Origin of the sequence: Streptomyces sp. NPDC008313 (assembly GCF_042956125.1) — a bacterium.
In the GTDB taxonomy this organism is placed as follows: domain Bacteria; phylum Actinomycetota; class Actinomycetes; order Streptomycetales; family Streptomycetaceae; genus Streptomyces.
This window is the reverse complement of record NZ_JBIBFR010000007.1, coordinates 36,134-50,676: the sequence shown is the minus strand read 5'-3', so window position 1 is coordinate 50,676 and position 14,543 is coordinate 36,134. Positions and strand designations below refer to the sequence as shown.

The 14,543-nt window shown below is 71.5% G+C and carries 11 protein-coding genes and 1 tRNA gene; 8 read left to right on the top strand and 4 right to left on the bottom strand.

The features are described from left to right. Position 1 precedes the first annotated feature (1 nt). From ACFY93_RS11485 to ACFY93_RS11455, 7 genes are all read left to right on the top strand, one after another. Positions 2-679, top strand: coding sequence for a transglycosylase family protein (locus tag ACFY93_RS11485; protein WP_391356360.1), 678 nt, complete (start codon positions 2-4; stop codon positions 677-679). A 309-nt stretch (positions 680-988) separates the two neighbouring features. Next, the gene (gene eno / locus ACFY93_RS11480; protein ID WP_391356358.1) at positions 989-2,284 is read left to right on the top strand and encodes a phosphopyruvate hydratase; all 1,296 of its coding nucleotides are present in this window, start codon (positions 989-991) and stop codon (positions 2,282-2,284) included. Between the two features lie 223 nt (positions 2,285-2,507). Continuing rightward, a complete protein-coding gene (locus ACFY93_RS11475; RefSeq protein WP_391356356.1) occupies positions 2,508-3,044 on the top strand; it encodes a septum formation initiator family protein in 537 nt (178 codons plus the stop codon). Positions 3,045-3,066: 22 nt separating this feature from the next. Further along, complete coding sequence (locus ACFY93_RS11470) at positions 3,067-3,591, top strand: DUF501 domain-containing protein (RefSeq protein WP_391356355.1); 525 nt, start codon at positions 3,067-3,069, stop codon at positions 3,589-3,591. Between the two features lie 169 nt (positions 3,592-3,760). Then, positions 3,761-4,702, top strand: a complete 942-nt coding sequence (locus ACFY93_RS11465) for an exopolyphosphatase (RefSeq protein WP_391356353.1) — start codon at positions 3,761-3,763, stop codon at positions 4,700-4,702. 475 nt (positions 4,703-5,177) lie between these two features. Continuing rightward, on the top strand, positions 5,178-6,575 hold the full coding sequence (locus tag ACFY93_RS11460; RefSeq protein WP_391356351.1) for an FAD-dependent oxidoreductase: 1,398 nt from the start codon (positions 5,178-5,180) through the stop codon (positions 6,573-6,575). Positions 6,576-6,939: 364 nt separating this feature from the next. Then, a complete protein-coding gene (locus ACFY93_RS11455; RefSeq protein ID WP_391356349.1) occupies positions 6,940-8,226 on the top strand; it encodes a class I SAM-dependent methyltransferase in 1,287 nt (428 codons plus the stop codon). 77 nt (positions 8,227-8,303) lie between these two features. Here ACFY93_RS11455 and ACFY93_RS11450 read toward each other — a convergent pair whose 3' ends face one another. Next, on the bottom strand, positions 8,304-10,832 hold the full coding sequence (locus ACFY93_RS11450; protein ID WP_391356346.1) for an FtsX-like permease family protein: 2,529 nt from the start codon (positions 10,830-10,832) through the stop codon (positions 8,304-8,306). Between the two features lie 74 nt (positions 10,833-10,906). Beyond that, complete coding sequence (locus ACFY93_RS11445) at positions 10,907-11,677, bottom strand: ATP-binding cassette domain-containing protein (protein WP_391356344.1); 771 nt, start codon at positions 11,675-11,677, stop codon at positions 10,907-10,909. Between the two features lie 449 nt (positions 11,678-12,126). Here ACFY93_RS11445 and ACFY93_RS11440 point away from each other — a divergent pair. Continuing rightward, a tRNA-Leu gene (locus ACFY93_RS11440) sits at positions 12,127-12,209 on the top strand. Positions 12,210-12,310: 101 nt separating this feature from the next. Here ACFY93_RS11440 and ACFY93_RS11435 read toward each other — a convergent pair. Together ACFY93_RS11435 and ACFY93_RS11430 are read right to left on the bottom strand one after the other, a co-directional pair. Beyond that, a complete protein-coding gene (locus ACFY93_RS11435; RefSeq protein WP_391356342.1) occupies positions 12,311-13,072 on the bottom strand; it encodes a maleylpyruvate isomerase family mycothiol-dependent enzyme in 762 nt (253 codons plus the stop codon). 74 nt (positions 13,073-13,146) lie between these two features. Further along, the gene (locus ACFY93_RS11430; protein ID WP_391356340.1) at positions 13,147-14,445 is read right to left on the bottom strand and encodes a PQQ-binding-like beta-propeller repeat protein; all 1,299 of its coding nucleotides are present in this window, start codon (positions 14,443-14,445) and stop codon (positions 13,147-13,149) included. Positions 14,446-14,543 lie beyond the last annotated feature (98 nt).

The window sequence follows — 14,543 nt, the reverse complement described above, 5'->3', positions numbered from 1 at the left end:
CATGCTGCTTTCCAGCAAGGGCAAGCACCGTCGCCCGTCCAAGGCCACGCGTATCGCCGCACTCGCCGGTGTCACCGGCGCCGCCATCGCCGCCCCGCTGATGGCCGCGGGCAGCGCCTCCGCCGCCACCACCTCCGAGTGGGACACCGTCGCCCAGTGCGAGTCCGGCGGCAACTGGTCCATCAACACCGGCAACGGCTACTACGGCGGCCTGCAGTTCTCGGCCTCCACCTGGGCCGCGTACGGCGGCACCGCCTACGCCTCCACCGCCGACAAGGCCTCCAAGGCGCAGCAGATCTCCGTCGCCGAGAAGGTCCTGGCCGCTCAGGGCAAGGGCGCCTGGCCGACCTGTGGTGTCGGCCTGTCGGGCGCCTCGAACAGCTCGTCGGACGCCGGTACCCCGGCGCCGTCGCAGCCGAAGCAGAGCACGCAGCCCCAGGAGCAGCACGCCTCCCGCTCCCAGGAGCGTCCGGCCGCGAAGAAGACCGTCGAGACCCCGACCGGCAAGAAGGTCAAGAAGGGTGACGGCGAGTACAAGGTCGTCAAGGGCGACACCCTCAGCTCGATCGCCGAGAAGAAGCACGTCGAGGGCGGCTGGCAGAAGCTGTTCAAGCTGAACAAGGACATCGTCGACGACGCCGACTTCATCTACCCGGGCCAGCAGCTGCACCTCAGCTGACCCCCCTCGGGCCGGCGGCCGCCCCAACGGCCAAGGCCCGGCGACTCCCCGCCCCGGTGCGTCTTCCCCCGTACGCACCGGGGCGGGGCTTTTTTCTGCCCGGTAGAGGGGTCCGTGGACCGTACCCGCGAGTAGGCTTCCGGTTTTTGTTCCGTTCGGAAACAATTTACTCTCGGTTCTGCCCAAGGGGTGGTCGACCGGCTGGCCGATCGCCCCGGGCCGGTTAGGCTCATGTCGCGGAGCCGACCGCGGCTCCGTGCCCCGCGGGCCCCAGCGGCACCGCGTACCCGCGTCACATCCCAGAAGGAGATGCTCGTGCCGTCCATCGACGTCGTCGTAGCCCGGGAAATCCTGGACTCCCGAGGCAACCCCACGGTCGAGGTCGAGGTCGGCCTCGACGACGGCAGCACGGGTCGTGCCGCCGTTCCGTCCGGTGCGTCCACCGGTGCCTTCGAGGCCATCGAGCTCCGCGACGGCGACCCCAACCGCTACCTCGGCAAGGGTGTCGAGAAGGCGGTCCTCGCCGTCATCGAGCAGATCGGCCCGGAGCTCGTCGGCTACGACGCCACCGAGCAGCGCCTGATCGACCAGGCCATGTTCGACCTGGACGCGACCGACAACAAGGGCTCGCTCGGCGCCAACGCCATCCTCGGCGTCTCGCTCGCCGTCGCGCACGCCGCCTCCGAGGCCAGCGACCTCCCGCTCTTCCGTTACCTGGGCGGTCCGAACGCGCACCTGCTGCCCGTCCCGATGATGAACATCCTGAACGGCGGCTCGCACGCCGACTCGAACGTGGACATCCAGGAGTTCATGATCGCCCCGATCGGCGCGGAGACCTTCTCCGAGGCCCTGCGCTGGGGCGCCGAGGTCTACCACACCCTCAAGAAGGTGCTGAAGACCAAGGGCCTGTCCACCGGCCTGGGCGACGAGGGCGGCTTCGCCCCGAACCTGGAGTCCAACCGCGCCGCGCTCGACCTCATCGTCGAGGCCATCAAGCAGGCCGGTTACGTGCCCGGCGAGCAGATCGCGCTCGCGCTCGACGTCGCCGCGTCCGAGTTCTACAAGGACGGCAAGTACGAGTTCGAGGGCAAGTCCCGCTCGGCCGCCGAGATGACGGAGTACTACGAGGAGCTCGTGGCGGCGTACCCGCTCGTCTCCATCGAGGACCCGCTGTTCGAGGACGACTGGGCCGGCTGGAAGACCATCACCGACAGGCTGGGCGACAAGGTCCAGATCGTCGGCGACGACCTCTTCGTCACCAACCCCGAGCGCCTCGCCCGCGGCATCGAGGAGGGCTCCGCCAACGCCCTGCTCGTGAAGGTGAACCAGATCGGCTCGCTGACCGAGACCCTGGACGCCGTCGAGCTGGCCCAGCGCAACGGCTTCAAGTGCATGATGTCCCACCGCTCCGGCGAGACCGAGGACGTCACCATCGCCGACCTCGCGGTCGCCGTGAACTGCGGCCAGATCAAGACCGGCGCCCCGGCCCGCTCGGACCGCGTCGCCAAGTACAACCAGCTGCTGCGCATCGAGGAGATCCTCGACGACGCCGCGGTGTACGCCGGCCGCAGCGCGTTCCCCCGGTTTCGCTCCGCGAACCAGTAGGCACAGCCGCTCCGCGAACCAGTAGGCACGGCCGCTCCGCGAACCAGTAGGCACGGCCGCTCCGCGAACCAGTAGGCACAGCCGCTCCGCGAAGCAGTGAGCGGGTGAGGGCTGACCCGCCTCCTGGGCAGCGTCGTCCGTACGTCCCCGTACTCGGTCCCGTACCGTGTGCGGGGACGTACGTACGTGACGGGACAGAGCTAGTGCCGGGGAGGCGGGACTCATGGCCGTGAAGGACCGCGACCGGTTCTCCACCACGACCAGGCTGCGGCTGCTCGGAGAGCAGACCGCGGCCCGCGTCTACCGCTCGCAGACCAAGCGTCAGGCCCGCCGCTCGCGCCTGACCGGCCGGGCCGCGCTCCTCGCGATGGTCCTGTGCACGCTCGTCGTGGCCCTCGCCTACCCGATGCGGCAGTACGTGTCCCAGCGCGCGGACATCGCGAAACTGCAGCGCGAGCGGGAGCAGGCGCGCGAGCGGGTCGAGCAGCTGCGCGACCTCAAGGCGCGCTGGAAGGACGACGCGTACGCGGAGCAGCGCATCCGGGAGCGGCTGCACTACGTGATGCCGGGCGAGACCGGCTTCATCGTCATCGACCCCGACGCGGCGAAGCCGGCCCACGCGGACCTGAGGGCGGCCGACCGCCCCTGGTACGCGAACCTCTGGGACGGCGTCGACAAGTCCGACCACCCGGACCGCGCCGCCCGCGCCGCCGGCCCCGGCCGGGCCGTCCCCTCCGACCGCTCCCCTTCAGCGAACTGACCAGAGAGAACAAGAACAAGGCATGCAGACCCCTCCGCCGCCCACCCCGAGCACCGAGCCGACCGACGCGGACGTCGAGGCCTTCCGGCAGCAGCTCGGCCGCCCGCCGCGCGGACTGCGCGCCATCGCGCACCGCTGCCCCTGCGGTCAGCCCGACGTCGTGGAGACGGCGCCCCGGCTGCCCGACGGCACGCCCTTCCCGACGACGTACTACCTGACGTGTCCGCGGGCCGCCTCGGCGATCGGCACGCTGGAGGCGAACGGCGTCATGAAGGAGATGACGGAGCGTCTGGCGACGGACCCCGAGCTGGCCGCGGCCTACCGCGCCGCCCACGAGGACTACATCGCCCGCCGCGACTCCATCGAGGTGCTGGAGGGCTTCCCGAGCGCCGGCGGCATGCCGGACCGGGTGAAGTGCCTGCACGTCCTGGTCGCGCACTCGCTGGCCGCGGGCCCGGGGGTGAACCCGCTCGGCGACGAGGCGATCGCGATGCTGCCGGAGTGGTGGAGCAAGGGCCCCTGCGTGGTCACGGACCCCCAGGACTGACGCCCCGTATCCCGAGGCGCACCGCGCCACACGCGCCCCGCCACACCCACCCCGCCACACCCACCCCGTCACGCGCATCCCGCCACGCGTATCCCGCGCCCCGGACCGCGCACGCCCGCGGGGCCTGCCCGGGGGCGCGGTCCCGGCACACGACAGGAGGCCACAGGCCATGACCAGGGTCGCCGCCATCGACTGCGGTACCAACTCCATCCGTCTGCTCGTCGCGGACGCGGACCCGGCGACGGGTGAACTCGTCGACCTCGACCGCCGGATGACGATCGTCCGGCTCGGCCAGGGAGTGGACCGCACCGGACGCCTCGCCCCCGAGGCCCTGGAGCGGACCTTCGCCGCCTGCCGCGAGTACGCGGCGGTCATCAAGGAGCACGGCGCCGAGCACCTCCGGTTCGTGGCCACCTCCGCCTCCCGCGACGCCGAGAACCGTGACGACTTCGTCCGCGGGGTCCTCGACATCCTCGGCGTCGAACCGGAGGTCATCACCGGGGACCAGGAGGCCGAGTTCTCCTTCACCGGGGCGACCAAGGAGCTGACGGGCCGCCAGGACCTCCAGCGGCCCTACCTGGTCGTGGACATCGGCGGCGGCTCCACGGAGTTCGTGGTGGGCGACGACCACGTGCGGGCATCCCGGTCCGTGGACGTCGGCTGCGTGCGGATGACCGAGCGCCACCTCGTGCACGACGGTCAGGTCACCGACCCGCCGGCGCCCCGTCAGATCGAGGCGGTCCGGGCGGACGTCGAGGCCGCCCTCGACCTCGCCGAGCGGACGGTCCCGCTGCGCGAGGCGCGCACGCTGGTGGGCCTCGCCGGGTCCGTCACCACGGTGGCCGCCATCGCCCTCGGGCTGCCCGCGTACGACTCGGCCGCCATCCACCACTCGCGCGTCCCCCTCGCGCGCGTCCGCGAGATCACCGAGCACCTGCTGGCCTCCACGCACGCCGAGCGCGCCGCGATCCCGGTGATGCACCCGGGCCGTGTGGACGTCATCGCCGCGGGCGCCCTCGTCCTGCTGGCGGTCATGGAGCGGACCGGCGCCGAGGAGGTCGTGGTGAGCGAGCACGACATCCTCGACGGGATCGCGTGGTCGGTGGCGTAGGGCGGCGGAGCGGGCCCGGGCGGGGCCGGTCCCGGTGACCTGTGCCTCCTTTCCTACTCTCCAGTAGCCTCTACTGAGCAGGTCAGGTAACGTATGAGCGCGGTCCGAGGGCCTTGTGGACCCCCTGAATCAGGGGTCGCCGGGAAAGTTCGTGAAGTTCTTCACAAGGAAATCGGGCCGGTTGCCCGAGGATTTGCCCGCACGGACCCTTGCCGGGGCCGCGAAAGGGTGCGGAGAGGGTTCGCCGGAGCGCTTCGAAGGTGGCTCACGGGTGCTCGTCCGAGGACTGGTCCACCCGGTCCGGACGACCGGATCGGCAGCTCACGACGGGTGGACAACGGTCCGTGAGGCGCGGTGGTTCCCCCGCGCCGGCATGACCTGGATCACGTGGGCGGCGGAGTGTAGCAGAGTCCCTGCCCATGCTTGTGAAGGGGCGCACGAGCGACCCCCTCCATCCGGGTGGATACTCGATGGCATGAGCACCACGGAGCGTCCCAGGATCCTCGTAGTAGGCGGTGGGTACGTAGGCCTGTACGCAGCTCGGCGCATTCTCAAGAAGATGCGCTACGGCGAGGCGACCGTCACGGTCGTCGACCCCCGGTCGTACATGACCTACCAGCCCTTCCTCCCCGAAGCCGCCGCCGGCAGCATTTCGCCTCGGCACGTCGTCGTCCCGCTGCGACGCGTGCTGCCCAAGGCGGAAGTCCTCACCGGCCGGGTCACCACCATCGACCAGGACCGAAAGGTCGCCACGATCGCCCCCCTCGTGGGCGAGGCGTACGAGCTGCCTTTCGACTACCTCGTCATCGCGATGGGCGCGGTCTCCCGCACCTTCCCGATCCCCGGCCTCGCCGAGCAGGGCATCGGCATGAAGGGCATCGAGGAGTCCATCGGCCTGCGCAACCACGTCCTCGAGCAGCTCGACAAGGCCGACTCCACGACCGACGAGGACGTCCGCCGCAAGGCGTTGACCTTCGTCTTCGTGGGCGGTGGCTTCGCGGGTGCGGAGACCGTCGGCGAGGTCGAGGACATGGCCCGCGACGCGGCCAAGTACTACAGCAGCGTGTCCCGTGAGGACATGCGCTTCATCCTCGTCGACGCCGCGGACAAGATCCTCCCCGAGGTCGGCCCCAAGCTCGGCGCGTACGGCAAGGAGCACCTGGAGGGCCGTGGGGTCGAGGTCTACCTCTCCACGTCCATGGACTCCTGCGTCGACGGCCACGTCGTGCTGAAGAACGGCCTCGAGGTCGACTCCAACACGATCGTCTGGACGGCCGGCGTCAAGCCGAACCCCGTTCTCTCCCGCTTCGGTCTGCCGCTCGGCCCGCGCGGTCACGTGGACACCCGGACCACCCTCCAGGTGCAGGGCACGGACTACATCTGGGCCGCGGGCGACAACGCCCAGGTGCCGGACGTCGCCGCCCGCAAGGCCGGCAACGAGAACGCCTGGTGCCCGCCGAACGCCCAGCACGCGCTGCGCCAGGCCAAGGTCCTCGGCGACAACGTGGTCTCCGGTATGCGGGGCTTCCCGCAGAAGGAGTACGCGCACTCCAACAAGGGCGCGGTGGCCGGTCTCGGCCTCCACAAGGGTGTCGCGATGATCGTCGTGGGCAAGGTGAAGATCAAGCTCAAGGGCCGGCTCGCCTGGTACATGCACCGCGGCTACCACGGCATGGCCATGCCGACCTGGAACCGCAAGATCCGGGTCTTCGCGGACTGGACGCTCGGCATGTTCCTCAAGCGCGAGGTCGTCTCGCTCGGCGCGATCCAGTCGCCGCGCGAGGAGTTCTACGAGGCGGCCAAGCCCGCGCCGGCTCCGGCCGCCGCGAAGGCCGAGCCGGTGAAGACCGAGGAGAAGGCCAGGGCCTCCTGACGATCCGTCAGGCCCCTGCCCGGCGGCTGCCCGCCAGGCCGTCGCCGTCCCCCGCGACCGGGGCTCCTCCCGGTCACTGAACGCCCCGAAGGGGCCGCCCGCCATCCGTGGTGCGGGCGGCCCCTTCGGCGTTCCCCGCCCCGGCGCGGGCGCCGTCTCCCGGCCGCCGCCCGGCGGCTCCCGACGCCGGCGGGCCCGGTGCCCGCACGGCGGCCCGGCCGCCGCACGCCCTTTCTTCCGGTCATATGCATGCCCTGTGCAGCTATTTTGCCCAGTCATGACGACGCGGCGGGACTGCGCCGGGCCCCTGAGGTGTTTTCGTGGTGTCGAGCGTTCCGGGAGTTCTCATCACGGAGGTGTCGCCATGCCCGGTGCCGCGTCGCGGCTCGTGAGCCTGTTGGGACAGTTGCTGGGGGCCCCGCTCCCGGTCCGCATCCGCGCGTGGGACGGCTCCGAAGCCGGACCGCCCGGCGCTCCCACCCTCGTCGTCCGCAACCGCAGGGCCCTGCGCCGGCTCCTGTGGAAACCGGGCGAGCTGGGGTTCGCCCGCGCCTGGGTCGCCGGAGACCTCGGCGTGGACGGCGACCTCTACACCGCCCTCGACCTCATGTCCGGCCTCGTCTGGGAACGCGGCGAGGACACCCGGAGCACCGCCGAGGCGCTGCGCGACCCCGAGGTGCGCGCCGCCGTCCGCGGGCTCGTACGGATGGGCGGCTCCCCGCTGCCGCCCGCCCCGCCCCGCGAGGAGGTGCGCCGCCCGGGCCACCTCCACACCAGGCGCAGCGACCGGCGCGCCGTCAGCCACCACTACGACGTCGGCAACGACTTCTACGAGCTCGTCCTCGGCCCGTCCATGGTCTACTCGTGCGCCTACTGGGAGGACGGCGGCACCCTGGAGAGCGCCCAGCGCGACAAGCTCGAACTCGTCTCGCGCAAGCTCGGCCTGACGCCCGGACAGCGGCTCCTGGACGTCGGCTGCGGCTGGGGCTCGATGGCCGTCCACGCGGCCCGCGAGCACGGCGTGAGCGTCGTCGGCATCACGCTCTCGCAGGAGCAGGCCGCGTACGCCCGCAAGCGCGTGGCCGACGCGGGGCTGACCGACCGGGTCGAGATCCGCGTGCAGGACTACCGGGACGTCGACGACGGACCGTACGACGCCATCTCCTCCATCGGCATGGCCGAGCACGTCGGCGCGGCCCGGTACCTGGAGTACGCCGACGTGCTGTACCGGCTGCTCAGGCCCGGCGGCCGGCTGCTCAACCACCAGATCGGGCGCAGACCGCGGCGGGACGAGTCGTCGTACCACGTCGACGCGTTCATCGACGCGTACGTCTTCCCGGACGGTGAGCTGGCCCCCGTCGGCAGCACGGTGACACAGCTGGAGCCGGCCGGGTTCGAGGTCCGCGACGTCGAGTCCCTGCGCGAGCACTACGCGCTCACCCTGCGCCGCTGGGTCTCCAACCTGGAGGCGCGGTGGGCGCGTGCCGTCCGGCTCACCAGCCCCGGCCGTGCCCGCGTCTGGCGCCTCTACATGGCCGCCTCCGTCCTCGCCTTCGAACGCAACCGGATCGGCGTCAACCAGGTGGTGGCCGTCAGGCCGCCCGACTCCGGCGCCTCCGGGATGCCGCTGCGCGCCCGCACCTGGAACTGACCCGCGCCCCGGCCCGTGCACGCGCCGGGGCCCCGCTCCTCCACGAGAACGGGGCCCCGGCGCGCGTACCGCCGCCGTTACGCGGACTTGATCGCCGTCAGCATGTCCAGACGGGCCGCGCGGCGGGCCGGCCACAGGGCCGCCAGGACACCGACCGTCGCCGCGAGGAGCAGGAAGACGCCCATCCGCGCCCAGGGCAGGATCAGCTCGTACGTCGGCATCCTGGAGGCGAGCAGCTCACCGGCCGCCCAGCCGAAGAACACGCCGAGACCGATGCCGAGCACACCGCCGAACAGCGAGATGACCAGGGACTCCATGCGGACCATCCGCTTGACGCCCTTGCGGTCGAGGCCGATCGCGCGCAGCATCCCGATCTCCTGGGAGCGCTCGAAGACCGACATGGCCAGGGTGTTGATGACGCCGAGGACCGCCACGATCACCGCCATCGCCAGCAGGCCGTAGAGCATGTTCAGCATCAGCGTGAACATCTTCGCGTTGGCCTCGGAGATGTCCTTCTTGTCCTGGACCTGTACGGCGGGATTGTCGCCCAGCGCCTTCTCCAGCCGGTCCTTGGCCGCGGCGGACGCGCCGTGTTCCGTCTTCAGCATGACCTGCGTGTCGGCCGGATCGCTCTGGTGCGGGGCGAGCGCCGCGTTGTCCAGGATGATGCCCTGGATCATGTCGTTGCCCTCGTAGGTGCCGGCCACGGTCAGCCGTTGCTTCGCGCCGTCCTCGTAGGCGACGGTGAAGCCCGAACCGGCCTTCCAGCCGTGGTCCTTCGCGGTGGTGTCGTCGACCACGACCCGGGTGCCGCCGACGTCGAAGGCGCCGCCGGTGACGGTGAGGTCGGTGAGCTGCTCGATGGTGTCGCCGTCGACGCCCGTCAGGTACTCGGTGCCGCGGTCGATGCGCGCGGGCGCGTCGCGCAGCGGGCTGGTGGCGGTGACGCCCTCGGTGGCGGCGAGCTTCTTCTCGACGTCCGGGGCGAGTGAGTTGCCGTTCGCCATGGCGACGACGTAGTCCGCCCTGATCGCGTCGCTCGCCATCCGGTCGATCGACTTCTGCAGACTGCCCGCCATCACCGTCATGCCGGTGATCAGGGTCAGACCGATCATCAGCGCCGAGGCGGTCGCCGCGGTGCGCCGCGGATTGCGTACGGAGTTCTGCCGGGCGAGCTTTCCGGCGACCCCGAAGGCGCGCAGCAGCGGGGCGGCGGCCGCGATCAGCGGGCGGGACAGCAGCGGCGTCAGCACGAAGACACCGGTGATCAGCAGGGCCGCTCCGAACCCCATCGGGGCCTGCCCGTCCGAGCCGTCCATGGTCGTGGCGTACAGGACCACGGCGACACCGGCCCCGGCGAGGAGCGCGCCGAGGGCGTTGCGTACGACCAGGGACTTGGTGGTGGCCTTGGCGTGCACGCTGCTCATCGCGGCGACCGGCGGGATCTTCGCGGCGCGGCGGCCGGGCAGCCAGGCGGCGAGCATCGTGATCAGCACGCCGACCAGCAGCGCCGTGGCGACGGTGCCGGAGGAGACGACCAGCGGACCGTCGGGGACGGTGGCCCCCAGCGTGCCCATCAGCGAGCGCATCCCGGCGCCGATGCCGATGCCCGCGGCGAGCCCGGTGACGGCCGCGACGAGGCCGACGACCAGGGCTTCGAGGAGCACCGAGCGGGTCACCTGCCGACGCGAGGCGCCGACGGCCCGCAGCAGCGCGAGCTCCCGGGTGCGCTGGGCGACCAGCATGGTGAACGTGTTGGCGATGATGAACGTGCCGACGAAGAGCGCGATGCCGGCGAACACCAGCAGGCCCGTCTTCATGCCGCTCATCTGCCTGTCGATCATCTCGGCCTGGTCGTCGGCGAGCTGCCGGCCGGTCGTCGTGTAGACCTTGTCCCTCGGCAGCGTCTTGTCGAGCGAGGCGCGCAGCGCGGTCTGGCTGGTGCCCGCGGCGGCCCGTACGTCGATCTCGTCGTACTCGCCGACCCGGTCGAAGAGCTTCTGGGCGGTCTTCGTGTCGAAGAGGGCGAGGCTGCCGCCCGCGGCGACGTTGCCGTCGTCGGTGGTGAACACGCCGCTGACCGTGGGGGTGAGCACCGGGCCGTCGATGGAGAGCCGTACGGTGTCGCCGACCTCGTACCCGGCGCGCCGCGCGGTTCCGGAGTCGATCGCGACCTGGCCGGCGCCGTGCGGGGCGTGCCCCTCGGTGAGCGGGTAACGGGGGTCGTCGGTGCCCCAGTAGTTGCCGCCCTGCGACTCGAAGCCGCCGCCGATGAGTTTGCCGTCCTTGCCGGCGATCGCGGTGAAGCCGTTCACGACGCCGACCGCGGAGTCGGCGCCGGGCGCCTCGGAGGCCATGGCCAGCAGCCCGGGGGTGAGCTCGGCCGTCTTGCCGATGCGGTCGCCGCTGTCCTCCTGGCTCTCGGCCCGTACGGCGACGTCGACCTGGTCGAAGCCCTTGGCGGAGCTCTTCTGGAAGGCGTCCGAGATGGTGTTGGTGAAGACCAGGGTGCCGGACACGAACGCCACGCCGAGCATCACGGCGAGCACGGTCATCAGGAGCCTGGCCTTGTGCGCGAAGACATTGCGCAAGGCGGTACGGAACATGGGGTTATCAGTCCAGGGGGAGTACGTCGGCGGGGTGTGCGCGGGCGCGGGGCGCCCTGCGGGGGCGCGGCTCGTCAGCTGGTGCGGCCCTTGGCGTCGAACCGCTTCATGCGGTCCAGCACGGCGTCGGCGGTGGGCCCCTCCACCTCGTCGACGATGCGGCCGTCGGCGAGGAAGACCACCCGGTCCGCGTACGAGGCGGCCACCGGGTCGTGGGTGACCATGACGACGGTCTGGCCCAGTTCGCGTACGGAGTTGCGCAGGAAGCCCAGCACCTCGGCGCCGGCGCGGGAGTCGAGGTTTCCGGTCGGTTCGTCGCCGAAGACGATGTCGGGCCGGGAGGCGAGGGCGCGGGCCACGGCGACGCGCTGCTGCTGGCCGCCGGAGAGCTGTGAGGGCCGGTGCCGGAGCCGGTCGGCGAGCCCCACCATCCGGATGACCGTGTCCAGCCACTCCTGGTCGGGCTTGCGGCCGGCGATGTCCATGGGCAGCGTGATGTTCTCCAGGGCGTTCAGGGTGGGCAGCAGGTTGAACGCCTGGAAGATGAAGCCGATCTTGTCCCGGCGCAGCCGGGTGAGCTGCTTGTCCTTCAGCGAGCCGAGCTCGGTGTCGCCGATGCGCACGGACCCGGAGGAGAAGGTGTCCAGGCCGGCCACGCAGTGCATCAGCGTGGACTTGCCGGACCCGGAGGGCCCCATGATCGCGGTGAACTCGGCCCGCCGGAAGTCGACGCTGACCCGGTCGAGAGCGACCACCTGGGTCTCGCCCTGCCCGTAGACCTTCGACAGTTCCGTGGCACGGGCGGCCACGGCGGTGGCCCGGTCGGCGGTGGGGGTGGTGGTCACGGGAGGGTGCTCCTGACGGGACGACGGCGTTTCGGGGGACGTCTCCCATCGTCGCGTCCGCCCGCCGCCGTGGAGTCAGCCGCTGCTCCGGTTCCGGGGGCAGCCTCGAGTCGCACCGGCGGCCCCGGTGTCATACCCCGGTATGACGGCCGCCCCTGAGCCGGGAAGCCCCACCCGCCCGGGCGGGGTCCGGGCGGGCCCCGACGACGGATTCCGTCGCGGACCCACGTGAGGATGCTGCGAAGACCACCCGATCGGACGGTGAAATCCCGTCATTCCGCATCCATCGTCGAAGGGTGCCGAAAGGGCCACAGGCAAGTGCGGACTGCCCGTACCCTGGTCTGATGGCCCATCAGACGCCAATAAAATAAGACAACCTCGGCCCGACGGGCCTCAGTTGGAGGGGGTCACCCCGATAGGCTCGGCAGCTGATGCGGAGCCCATGGCCTGCCCGGATGGTGGAAAGCAGACACGGCGAGCTTAAACCTCGCTGCCCCTCGCGGGCGTACCGGTTCAAGTCCGGTTCCGGGCACTACCGCAGGCATGGTGCGTGACCTGGCGTAACAGCCCGAAGCCGAAGGGTGAGTGGCCCGGCTGAGGGCTCGGCGTCCGCACCATGGGCGGCTCGGCCGGCTACTCCTCGGGCTCCCAGGCGATCAGCCGCTCGAACACCCGCTGGTCGCCCTCGATCTTCAGGTCGCTCAGCGTGAGGCGGCCCCAGACGAAGAGGAGCAGCTGCTCGGCCGTGCCCGTGGCTGAGGCGGAGGCCGGCGCGGCGTCGTCCGCGAGGGGTGCGGGCCAGGCGCCGGTGCCGTCCAACGTGAGGAGCCAGGAGCGGCCCTCGGTGGCGTGGTAGTGGACGGTGGCGGCCTCGTGCGGCCAGGCCGCCGGGGTGGAGTTGCAGGTGTCGAGGAACTCGGCCACGCCGTCGATCGCGACGTCCGCCGGCATCGGCTGCACGGCGCCCGCGGCGAGCTGGGCGTCGTAGGTGTGCACCAGCACCTCGTGCACCCGGCGCCGGGCAACGCCCCAGGCATTCGCCGGGGACACGCCGGCGCTCCACCACGCCCAGCACTCGCGCTCGGGGCCGGCCTCGCGCAGCGTACTCAGCAGCAGCTCGTTCGACTCGGCGTACCAGTCCAGCAGCGCCTCGAGCTCGCGGGGCACCTCCGCGGCGTCCTTGGCCGGCGGAGCCCCGGCCGGCCCCGCGGTGACGATCGCGGCCCACCAGCGCTGGCCCGTACCCAGGTGCTTCACCAGATCGAACACCGTCCACTCGGGGCAGGACGGCACCGGCGCATCGAGGCCGGGCGCGGCGGCAACCGCACTCCGGAACGCGGCCGACCGCTCGTCGATCAATTGCAGCAGGGTGGAAAACCCAAGGCTCTCTGTCACATCGCTTACCTATCACCCCAGCTCAGCCGACCGCCAGGTGGATGAACGGCGAGCCCTTCATCCACCTCGGCAGGTCAGCCCGTCGCGCGGTGGGACTCGATGACGCCGAGTGAGCCGGCGAACAGGCCGGCGTAGCCGTTCACCTCGATCGGCGCGTCGCCGGTGCCCGAGGCCTTGTCCTTGCCCGTGCGCGCGTCCAGGATCACGGAACCGTTGTCGGTCGTGCCGTACACGGCCCCGTGGTACATCGTGGAGATCCTGGGCATGAGCCGGGTCTTGTCGTCGCCGGCGACGGACCACAGCTCCGTCCAGTTCCCCGGGTCGAGGGCGACCACCCGCTCGTCGACGCCCTTCGCGGCCTTGCAGACGACGGCGGAGTCCTCGTCGGACCAGCAGGACAGATCGGTGGGGCGCCCGAGCGCCTTGCTCGCGACGAGTCCGGCCGGCGGCTTCCCGGTGGACGTGGTGAGCAGCGCACCGGAGTTGTTCGGATCTTCGAAGGGGGCGTCGACGACGGCCGTGAACAGGCCGTCGCCGACCCGGGTCAGCTCGGTCCGGTTGAGACGGTCCTTGTACGTCCACGCCTTGGTTCCGTCGGTGACCTCGCGGCCCTCGACGGTGGCGCCGGCGCCGAGGATGCTGTCGGCACCGCCGCGCCCGACGGCGATCCCGCCGTCGACGAAGGAGGCGCGGAAGCCCTTCTCGGTCCAGGCGGTCTCGCGGGTGGTGAGGGAGACGCCGATGGTCACGGCGTCGGTGTCGTCGCCGAAGGTGAGGACCGCGGTGCCGGAGCCGGCCCCGGCCACATAGGGCTCGCTCTCCTCCTTGCCCTCGGGACGCTCGACCGTCGAGGTCCACAGCCGCTTGCCGGAGTCGGCGGCGACGGCGGTGAGTTCGACCAGGGGCCGGTCGGGGGTCGTGCCGGAGCCGGGCTCGGTGACGGAGAACGCGGCGAGCACCGCGGTGTGCCCGCCGACCTCGACCAGGTGCGGCCCGCCGATGCCGTCGGTGCCGTAGTCGGTGTCCTCGGCGGGCTGCCCCTGCGCCTTCACGCTCCACAGCTTCCTGCCGTCGAGCACGCTCACCGCGCGGACCTCCTCGTCGGAGACGGCGTACGCCGTGGTGTCCTCGAGCTCGACGGACCAGTTCCCCTCGTTGATGCCGCCGGCGATGTCCTGCGCGGGTTCGTCCCGGAACCTCAGCGGCGGATCGTAGGACTTGGCGGCCGCCGGAGTGCTCCTGCCACCGCCCTCGGGGTGGGGCGCGCCCCCGTGGGCCCCGTCGTCGCCGTCTCCGCCGCCGCATGCCGTCAGCATGGCCAGCGCGAGCCCGACGGGCACGACGAGACGACCGCTCCGCTTCACCTGACGCATGGGAACTCCCCCGAGGACGTGCTCAGTTGCCGGTACTCGTCGAGCGCGGTCCGAGACCGGCCGGACGTGCCCCGATCATGCCACTGCCTACGTCCGAC